Here is a 10874-nt window from a genome sequence, read left to right on the forward strand (position 1 = left end):
GGCACCAATGGCGTCGTTCGGTACGACTTGCGCCAACAAGACTGGTCCTGGACGCTGATCGGTTCATATCGTGTAGCTCAAGGGTTGGGGGCGTGTTTTTCCAGGCGTGGTCAGCGATACCGATGTCGTCGAGGCGTCGGCGACTAAGCGCTCATGTTCCTCGCGCCCCTCCATGATGTGCCGCAGCAATGCATCCAGGGTCGGATGGTCGAATGGACTGGTCGTGGTCAGCTCTAACTGCAGCGACTGGTTCAAACGCTCCACCCATTGCACGGCGAGCATGGAATCCAGGCCGTAGTCGGCGAACGGGAGCTGCGCGTCGAAGTCGCCAGCATCAATGTCCAGCACGGCACACAGTTCCTGCACCAGACGCTGACGCAGGCCATTACGGGAAACCGATTCGACGTCGGTGGCCGGGTGTCCGATGCCGGTCGTGGCCGGTGTGGCCGGCGCAGCATCTACTCCGGGAAGGAGCGCACCGATATGCAGGACCAGTGCATCGATGGTCGGATGGTCGAACAAGACCGTGCTGGTCAACTCGATCTCGAAGCTCTGGTTCAACACCTCGACGATCTGAACCGCCAGCATCGAATCGATGCCGTAGTCCACGAACTGCGCATCGGAACGTATGTCACTACGCTCGATACCGGCAACTTCGATCAAGGTCCGAACAATCGCCTGTGTGAGGCGATCCGTGGACGCTGGTGGCGCAGCCGTAGATGCCGTTACCGTTGTCGGTGCGGGGCTGGATGGAAGCGATGTGGGCACGGTCCCGCCAATCCTTTGGATATGCGCCACGATGGCGTCCACGGTCGGATAGTCGAACAGGCTGGTCGTGGTCAAGCTGGTGTCCGCCTGGGTGTTGAGTACCTCTACCGCCTGCACTGCCAGCATCGAATCCAGGCCGTAGTCCGAGAGCTGGATGTCGTCACGGATGTCGGCCACGTCGATAGCGAGCGTGTCGGCGAGGGTGCTGCGGACAAGCCGGCGAAGCGAGGCAGCAGCGCTGTCGGTCTCGACATCGACCTGTTCGACCGCGAGCTGCGCCACGGCGGCAGTGATTGGCTTGGCGCCGGCTGCGACGTGCTCGACTCGAACCATCGTGCTGGCGAGCGGCTGGCGGACCCAGCCATCGCTGGCGGCGACGATGATCTGCTGTCCCAGCGCACGGGCGTTCTCGGCCGGCAATGCAATCGCACCGAAGCCCTGCTGGGCCAGGACATCGCACCATGATTCAGGCGACAACGCCGGCGACCCGGGAAGGCGCAAATGGGCATCTGCGTACAGCCACCATCCCTTGAGCAGACCGAAGGTGGCATGGGCGAACAGGCTGGTAGCGCATACCTCGTTCAGGACGATGACGCCGTTGCGCTTCAGGGCCGCCTTGGCATTGCGCAACGTCTTGTGGATATCGACGGTCGCGTGCAGGACGTTTGCGGCAATGACGATATCGAATTCCCCGACGCCGATGTCCTGAGGCGCCACTGCGCGCTCGACGTCAAAGGTCTGGTAGCGCATGTAGGGCACCTGGGCGCCGTAGTCGTTCTCCGCGGCCACCACGAATGCCTTGGAGATGTCGGTGAACCGGTAGTCGGCAATGACATCGGCATACGGTGCTAGGGCCTGGATCAACGGCGCGGTGGTGCCACCGGTGCCGGCGCCGATCTCCAGGATACGCAGACGCACCTCCGGATCCAGACGACGACGCCGTTCGATGTAGCGGGTCACCACCTGGCAGAGGACGCGATTGAAGAAGTCCGGCACCGGGCTGTCGCGATAGATTCCTTCCACCAGGTGCGGCGATGACTTCGGAAACAGCACATCGGTCGCGGCGCGCTTGCCACCGAGCACTTGCCCCAGCTCACGAAGCGTTGCTTCGGCCAACAAGACCGGAGCGGCGAGCTGCGGAGTTGCGCGCCATTGCTGCGCGCAGCGCTCCCATTCCACCCAAGGCGATGCCGTCGCCGACGGCCCGAGCCGTCGCCAGCGACCATCGTGTTCGGCGGCCAGGCCGTGCTGCGCAAGCACGTCCAGGGTGTGCCGCAGCCAGGGACGGTACTGCGCCACGACTGGATGATCCGAAACCTGCACATCAGCGAACGCGCCAAGCTGTTCGAGTTCGTGGCACATCAGCTCCAGCAGCAGTGCTTCGAATCGCGGGGGCAGGCCCTCGCTGATCAGTGCGGCCGGATCCATGTCTATCTGGACATCCAGTGGTACCACCGGCGCGGCGTCCTCCAGGCGTGTCAATCGGTCGTCGGAGAACTGGACTCCCCGCAACGCGTTCGGCCGTTCTGTCTTGACGAACGCCAGCTGACGGAAGGGGCCGGCCAGCAGTTTTTCCAGTGCGAGCATCCCCTCCGCCGGCTCCACCGAGCCCATCCCAGCTTGCGCGATCCAATTGCGGTAACCACTGGAAACCGCGGCAAAACCGACGCTGCCCCAATACCCCCAGTTCACCACGCGCACCGGACAGTTCCATTCGCGTGCCAACCTGGCGGCGTAGGCATCTTCGACGGTGCATCCAGCTGCGTAGTTCGCTTGGCGTTCGGTCTTTTCCAAGGCCTGGATGGATGAAAAGAACAGTACGAAGTCCAACGGCAAATGCGCAAAAGCCTGTGCCATGCGCACCGAGACTTCGATCTTGGCGGCTAAGCCGCGCCAGAAGCGCTGTTCGTCCATGCGCTCAAGCGTATCGCCAGCCATGAGCAGCGCCGCATGGACGACACCATGGATCGTTCCGAACTGCGTCTCGACCTCGATGCAAGCCCGCTCCAGTGCGACTTGGTCGGTGGCATCGGCCGAGATGTAGTAGGGCGCCTGCCCCAGCGCGCTCAGACGGCTGATCTTCTGTTCGATGACATCGTCGCGCTTTCGCAACCCGATCCATACCACCTGGGCCGTGTACTGACGGATCAGGTATTCGCTGAACGCCTCGCCGATACCGCCGGCGCCTCCGATCAGCACATAGACGCCGTTTTGACGGAACGCCGGCTGCGTCGGCGGGGGCATCGCGCACGGCATCCAGCGCTGCCGATACCATCTACCATGACGCGACGCCCAGGCATTGCCGTCGGCGTCCGCAGCAATGGTCAATAGATCTCCCAGTGGCCATGGCGCGCCTGGCTGCAGATCCAGCAGTCGCACGCGCCAGCGTGGATATTCCTTGGCGGTGGTTCCGACGATCCCGTGCACGCCAGCGTGAGTGGGGTCGTTCGCTTCACCCTCGAGCACCGGTTGGCTGCCTGTGGTGATGATCGTCAGGCCCAGCGGCTTGTCGGCGTATCCAAGCTTCACCAATGCCTTGACGAGCCGGAAGATGGCCAGCACGCCACGCTGCTGTTCGTTGACGATGCTTTCGCCGTCAATGCTGCGGTATGCGCTCTCCGGCACCAACCATAGAAGGTGATCCAGCGTGCCGATGCTGCGCAGTTGGTCGGCAGCGTGCTCGGCGGTGTCGCCGATCGATGCTGGAAGATACTTCGCGCGCGGATAGAGGCTTTTGAGCGACGAACGCTGGGTCTCGTCACCGCCGATGACCGCAAGCGCTTCTCTGTTGCCTGGCCATGAACTTGCCTCCGGGGGGAGTGTCGGTTCCCAGACCGGAGCCAAGGTCAAGGCGCCGACCAGGCACGCGTCGCGCAAGGCGTCCGCACACAGGTCATCACGCGTTGCCTGAGCGCTTTCTGCAGCCGCGGCACCTGGTTCAGTGGGTGCCGGCGCCGCTTGGTCCAGCCCTCTGCTGGACGGCTTGGGCAGTGCGGTAGCCGGCCTTGTGTCGCTGCGCGCAGGTGCGCCGCTCGCGCGCGAGGTGACGCCCTGCAACTTGATCAGGATCTGTCCAGCCGCGTCAAAGAGATCGATGTCGAGCTTATGGCTGGATGCGCCTGGCTCACGGCGAATCCAGACCCAGACCTGTGCCGGACAGTGGCCGAACACCTGCAGCCGGTCGAGTGCAAACAGCATCAGTGAGCGCGGCTGCGTCTCCTCAACCGGGTCCATCGCGCGCTCGGCTCCGATCTCAAAACCGATCGACACCTGCAATGCGCTATCGAGCAGACTCGGGTGCATCAGGAAGTCCGGATGCGTCTGCTCGGCGCTGGCGGGCACCCTGACCTGTGCCAGAATCTCGTCCGCACCAACGAATGCCCGTTCGATACCCCGGTAACTTTCCCCGTAGGAAAGTCCCATGAGCTTGAAGGCGTCGTAGTAGTCGCCTGCGGACAACTGGCGTTGTTTGCAGCGGCTGCGGATCGATGCCAGGTCGATCATCGGCGAAGGGGATGCTCGACCCAACACCGCGCGGCCCTGGCAGTGCGGTATGTCGTTGTCCGCACCGAGCACGCGGAAGCCGACATCAGCGCCTTGCGGGGGCTCCAGGACCACCCGCAGTTCCACCGGGGCTCCGGCGACAAGAGGACGCAACCAGACCACATTACGCAGCTGGCGGACATGCCGGCCTGGATAGGCCAGATCGACGGCCGCCCATGCCATTTCCAGACACGCGGCGCCCGGGAGCATCGGGACTCCTTGCACGACATGATCGCGCAGGAAGAACTCTTCGCCCGTCCAACGGGTGACGAAGCTGGCGTTGGGTGCAGTGTCCAGCACCTCATGCACGAACGGATGCAATGGCTCCAGCGGCGGCGCTTCCGTCGTTGTAGCTGTGCCTGTAGCCGGTGCCGCTTCGATGGCCGTACTGCCAGCCCGGCTGCTCTGCGGAACCCAATACCGTTTGCGCGAGAATCGGTAGCCGGGGAGCGGGATACGCCTCTGGGTCCTGAATACAGGGCCGAGTTGCATGCGCGCTCCCTGCACGTACAGCGTCGCCAGTTCGGATAACAGGCGCTCGCGCTTGCCGCTGTCGGTTTCGAGCGCCAGCATGCCGATCCCATATTGCGCCTGCGCCGAAATACCAGCGTGGGCCGTGCCAGGTGCGGCCTCAGATGCCATCACGCGCGAGGTCGCGCCCGCCAGCCATTGGCGCAGCTCGCGTGCGGCATCCTTCGCGTCACCGGCGATCAACGCCAGGCGATGACCGTGATGACGCCGCCCCGCTGCAAGGGTGAACCCGACCGCGGCAATATCGACAGCGGCATGACGCTCCAGGTGCTCGGCCAACGCTTTGGCCTGCGCCGGTAGATCCTCGGCGCGATAACCGGACAACAGGAGCAAGTTAGGCTCCGCTGAAGCGGCTTGCGCGACAGATGCCGATGCGTTTTCTGCTTCTTCCACCACCACGTGCGCATTGGTACCGCTTAATCCAAACGAGCTCACGGCCGCCATCCGACGTTGCCCGCTGGGGACGGTCCAGTCCTGCAACGCGGTGTTGACGACAAACGGGCTATCACTGAAGGCGATATGGGGATTGGGCTGGCTGAAATGCAGCGAGGGTGGGATCTGCCGGTGGCGCATCGCCAGCAGGACTTTTATCAGGCCTGCGACACCGGCAGCGGCACCGGTATGCCCGATGTTGGTCTTGATCGAGCCCAGCGTGCAGAAGCCTTTGCGCTGGGTGTAGTGACGGAACGAACGGGTCAGCGCCGCGGCCTCGATCGGATCGCCGAGGATTGTCCCGGTTCCGTGCGCCTCGACCATCTGCAGGTGTTCCGGATCGATCCCGAACGTGTCGTAGACCTGACGTTGCAGGCGTTCCTGCGCGGCGGCGCTGGGCGCGGTGATGCCATTGCTAGCGCCGTCCTGATTGATCCCACTGCCCTTAATCACGCCATGGATATAGTCCCCGGCGTCCAGTGCGTCCTGCAGTCGCTTCAGCACGACGACAGCGACGCCTTCGGACGGCACGAATCCGTCCGCATCGGCACTGAAGGCGCGGCATTGACCCGTTGGCGATAGCATGCCCGCGCGGCTGGAGGAGATCAGGAAGCCTGGCGTGCACTGGATCCAGACACCGCCGGCGAGCGCAATGTCCGTTTCTCCTGTCCACAATCCCTGGCACGCCAGGTGCACGGCAACCAGCGAACTTGAGCACGCGGTGTCCAAGGTGATGGCCGGACCCTGCAGGTCGAGATAGTAGGCGATACGTGCAGATAGAACCGAGGCCGCATTGCCCCACATCGCATGCGGCGGAAGCGATGGCTGGTCCTGGAGCAGCTGGCCGTAGTCTCCGCCATTGAACCCCATATAGACGCCGCAGCGCGCGCCGGCGATGCTTTCCCCTGCATACCCTGCGTCTTCCAGCGCATGCCAGGACGTTTCGAGCAGCAGTCGATGCTGCGGATCCATATAGGTGGCTTCGGTCCCGGAAATATTGAAGAAAAGCGGATCGAACTGGTCGATGTCGTCCAGGAATCCGCCTCGCGGGCACACCCGGGTATGTTCCGGCAGCTGCGAGGTATCGACCTGCCAGCGCGTGATCGGTCCGATGACCTCGTCGCCGGCAGCCAGGTGAGCCCATAGCTCCTGCAGGTCGGCCGAGGCGGGAAAGCGGCCGCTCATGCCGACGATGGCGATCGGAGCGGCGATGCCGACGCCGGGGGCGGCAGCTGTGTGAGGCTGTAGGCGGCTGGCACCGTCCGGCGGCTCTTGCACATGCGTCTGCGCAGGCGCCGCAGGATGTGGCAGGGATGTGTCGGCACCGTGGAGCAACTGCCCGTGGTCATACGCCTGCAGGATGTGGTGAACGAGTTTGTTCACCGAGCTGTGGTCGAACAGCGCTGTGCCGGCCACATCGATCCTCAAGGCATCGTTGAGTGCGCGCACGATCCGCACGCTGCTGATCGAATCCACACCGTAGGAGGCAAATGCCCCATCGGGATCGATACGCTCTGGAGCGAGCTTGAGTGTTGCTGCCAGCTGGGAAAGCAGCGTTGTTTTCACATGGGCTTCGACGTCGATGGCGGCCACCGTATTGGGAAGTTCGAGCATTTCAACGACTTCAGGTGAGGTTGGGACGGCGTCTGGCGATGATTCCGGCCGCTGGTCCGGCCAGAGCCGGTGCAGGACCGCCAGCTGGGGCACAGCGGCATGCATGAAGATTTCCAGGGCAGCCATCGCCTCCTCCGGCTCCAGCGCGCCGACGCCAAGTTGGGCAAAGCGCTCGCTGACGCTTGGAGGCAATGCCGCAGTCGCGCCGATGCCGCCCCAGAAGCCCCAATTGATCGTCTTGATCCGTGGCGCCAGACGGTTCGCCAAGTATCGGGCCAAGGCATCCTGGTACAGACTCCCGGCGCTGTAGTTGCTCTGGCCAGCCTCGCGCGAATAACTTGCGAGCGAAGAGAACAGCACGATGCAGTCCAGCGGATCCTGCCCGAAAATACGAAACAGATTGCTTGCCACTTGCGCCTTGGTGGCGAAGATTTGCTCAAAGCGCTGTGCATCCATGCTGGCAACGCTCTGATCGTGCAGTTCGATCGCCGAATGGATGACGCCATGAAGCTGGCCATATGTCTCCATCACGCGTACGCGCACCTCGGCCAGCGCGCCCGGATCCGTCGCATCGGCCTGCAGGTAGAGCGGGGCCGGCCCCAGATCGGCTAGATTGCCCAGCTTTGCAGCCACGTCGCCATCGGCCGGCCGACGTCCCACCCACACCACGCGGGCCTGGTAATGACGCAACAGGTACTTGGTAAAGACTTCGCCGACGCCACCGGCACCTCCGACGATCAGATAGACGCCGTTGCGGCGGAAGGCGCCGTCGGCGCGGGACGGCACCGGGACGGGCTGCAAATGCTCGCGTGCCCACTTGCCCGAACGGTGGATCCAGGTCCGCCCGGTCGTATCGATCTGTATGGCAGCGATCTGGCCGACGGGCATCGCCTCGTCCCGGCCGATATCGACCAACCTCGCGCTCCAGTTTTCCTGCTCCTTGACCGCGCTTGCGACCAGACCCAGTAGCGCGGCGTGGGACGGCGTTGCATTGAGTTCACGCGTGATCAATGTCCACTCCAACGGCGCGGCTGCGTAGCCATGCTCGAGCAATGCCTTGATCGCCCGGAAGCAGACATGCACCTGCTCGCATTGGCTCTGATAGACCAGGATCTCGTCGGGACGCGCAGTAGCGTGGTCTGCTGCGATCCAGACGATGTGGTCGATGCGCCCCAGAGCGCGCAGCGATGCGACCCACGCATCGACACCCCCGGCGGTGGGCAAGTTCAGTCGATTAGCACGCGGCCAGAAATGCACGAACGCAGCGGCTTCGCTGTCACTTGCACCCACCAGGACCACCTGCGCCTGCGCATCGACGCCGGCGACAGCGGGCGAGGGCACGACATGGAGCTCGGGGATCAGCAGTTCGAGATGCGCGAACGGTGTCGCCGGCGCCGAAGCGGTCTGCGGTAGGCACTCGTCGGTGACCGGGGGGCTGTCCCGTCCAGGTGCAGCGGCGACATCGCGATCGACGACAGCACCTACCCAGCAATACTCCCTGGCGAACGGGTAGGTGGGTAGGTGCGCCAGGCGTACGCGGCTTGGTCGGGACAGATCGCGCCACCGCGGATCGAATCCTTGAACCCAACGCGCGGCCACCGCTGCAAGTCCTTCGGCGCTAGTGCCGTCGTAGTGCAGCGTCTGCGTATCGTCATCCTGCAAGCGGGCATCGCGCATCAGTGCAGTGACGTGCCCGAGCAGCAGATCATCCGTCGCATCGCCGGACAGGTAGCGCTCCAGCTTCGCGATCGCCTCTTCCCGGGTATCGACCACAAAGGCCAGTCGATGTTCGAAGGCCTCGCGTCCCACCTGCAAGGTGAAGGCGACGTCGGGCAGCGGAATGTCCTGATCCAGGGAAAGGTAGCGAAGCAGGGAGCGGCACTGGCTCCGCAGCAGGTTAACGTCGCGGGCCGAGACCACGAACAGCACCGGCTCCGGTCCTGAATGCGACGGCGGGGTCGGGTCGGTCCACTCCTCCAGCACGAGGTGCGCGTTCGTGCCGCTGTAGCCGAACGAACTCACCGCAGCGCGCCGGGCCGTCGATGCGGAGCCCTGCCATGGGCGCAGCTCGGTATTGACCACGAAGGGCGAGAGTTCCATCGCGCAGTGCTCGTTGGGCTGGGTGTAATGCAGGCTGGGAACCAGCTGCCGCTCACGCAACGCCAGAACGACCTTATGCACGCTCGCCACACCCGCTGCCGCTGAGGTGTGCCCGATATTGCTCTTCACCGATCCGAGTGCGCAGAACCGCGTGTCGCTGGTCGCTTCGCGAAAGGCCGTGGTCAGCGCCTCGAATTCGATCGGATCGCCGAGCTTGGTTCCGGTGCCATGGGCCTCGACATAGCCGATCGATGCCGGATCGATTCCATGACGTCGATACACATCGCGCAGCAGGTCGATCTGGCTGCGGATGCTTGGCGCAGTGATGCCGTTGGTACGTCCGTCCTGATTGATGCCCGAACCCAGCACGACCGCGTGAATACGGTCGTTGTCGGCGATCGCATCGCTAAGCCGTTTGAGGACCAGCGCACCGACGCCCTCGCCGGGCACGAAGCCATCGGCAGCGTTATCGAATGCACTACATCGGCCTGCAGCGGAGAGCATGCCGGCCCCGCACATACTGATATAGCTCTCCGGCGTCAGGTACAAGGTGACACCGCCAGCCAGTGCGAGATCGATTTCGCCAGCGAGCAGGGCCTGGCAGGCCAGGTGGGTGGCCACCAGCGACGACGAGCAGGCGGTATCGATGGCGATCGCCGGGCCTTTCAGATTCAGGTGATAGGCGATTCGTGCGGCCGCAATCGATGCGGAATTTCCTGTCGCTTCGCCGATGCCCGCGCCGGCACGCTGGCACAGGCTCACGTACTCATTGCCCATGATGCCGAGGTAGACGCCGCATCGGGCGCCATCCAGACGCGACGGGGCATAGGCGGCATCTTCGAAGGCACGATAGCCTTCCTGCAGGAACAACCTGTGCTGTGGATCCATCAATGCAGCTTCTGCCGGCGAGATGCCGAAGAACAGCGGATCGAAGTACTCGATGTCATCCAGCGCACCCATCGATCTGCAATACATCTTGCCAGGCAGCTGTGGCCGAGCATCGTAGTAATCCTCGACCTTCCATCGCGACGGTGGAACGTCGCGGACTCCCGATCTGCCTTCGGCCAGCAACTGCCAGAACGCTTGAAGCGAGCCAGCGCCGGGATAACGACCAGACATCCCGACGATCGCGATGCGCTCGCTGGCCGGCGTCGCTGATGATGGCGTCGACGACGGTGTTGCCGTCTGGTCCGTTCGCGCCGGCGCAGCCAGCATCGCCTTCGCTTGCTCCGGCGTGATCTTTCTAGCTTGCAATGCGCCAAGAATGTCTTGCTGATTCATATCCGCCGTCCGTTTGATCTTCCTGAAACAACGATCCGCCACACATCATCTCTATAGCCGACAAGCACGGGTCAGCTGATTCACGGCGGCCGACGCGCGCTTCTACAACCGCAGCGTGCCAGCTCAATGAGCATGCCGGCCTCCGGCAGAGGCGGCATGTTGGACCTGCAGCCAATGCGGTGCGTCGTCCGGGCTTGCCGTGCCGTCATAGATGGCCTGAAGCCATTCGTCGATGGAACGCTGTTGTGCAGGTGGTGCCGCTTCCAGTGCCGTGCTAGGCAGTTGCGACAGCACAAACACTGCCAGTTCGCTGAGCGTCGGGTATTCGTAGATCTTGGTCGCGCCAAGCGCTACGCCTAGCTCCTGCTGGATCATCGGCAACCACTCCACCCCCATCACCGAATCCATACCCAGATCGACGAAGGCGGTGCGCACACCAATGTCGGCCACTTTCATGTACAGCACTTCGGCAAGCGTTTCGCACAGGATGCGCTCGATGCGCCGGAGCTCACTGCCATTGCCGCGGGCCGGGGCCGGGGCAATGGCAGTGAGCTCCGGCGCATCGAGCGCATCCTGTGCGAAACGCTTGCCGAAGTGCTGTACAT

At 63.7% G+C, this 10874-nt stretch carries 2 protein-coding genes; both read right to left on the minus strand.

Annotated elements, in window-relative coordinates:
* Nucleotides 1-63 precede the first annotated feature (63 nt).
* Entirely contained in the window at nt 64-10269 is a 10206-nt protein-coding gene (locus EO170_RS01820; RefSeq protein ID WP_126942071.1) for an SDR family NAD(P)-dependent oxidoreductase, read from the minus strand.
* Nucleotides 10270-10392: 123 nt separating this feature from the next.
* Nucleotides 10393-10874 (minus strand): acyl carrier protein (locus tag EO170_RS01825; RefSeq protein WP_164740870.1); only part of this gene is annotated, 482 nt, incomplete at its 5' end.

Source organism: Xanthomonas sp. BRIP62409, assembly GCF_003992965.1.
GTDB lineage: Bacteria > Pseudomonadota > Gammaproteobacteria > Xanthomonadales > Xanthomonadaceae > Xanthomonas > Xanthomonas euroxanthea.

Coding starts and splice junctions, on each gene's coding strand:
- EO170_RS01820 (WP_126942071.1), bottom strand. CDS start 10,269: ATGAATCAGCAAGACATTCTTGGCGCATTGCAAGCTAGAAAGATCACG.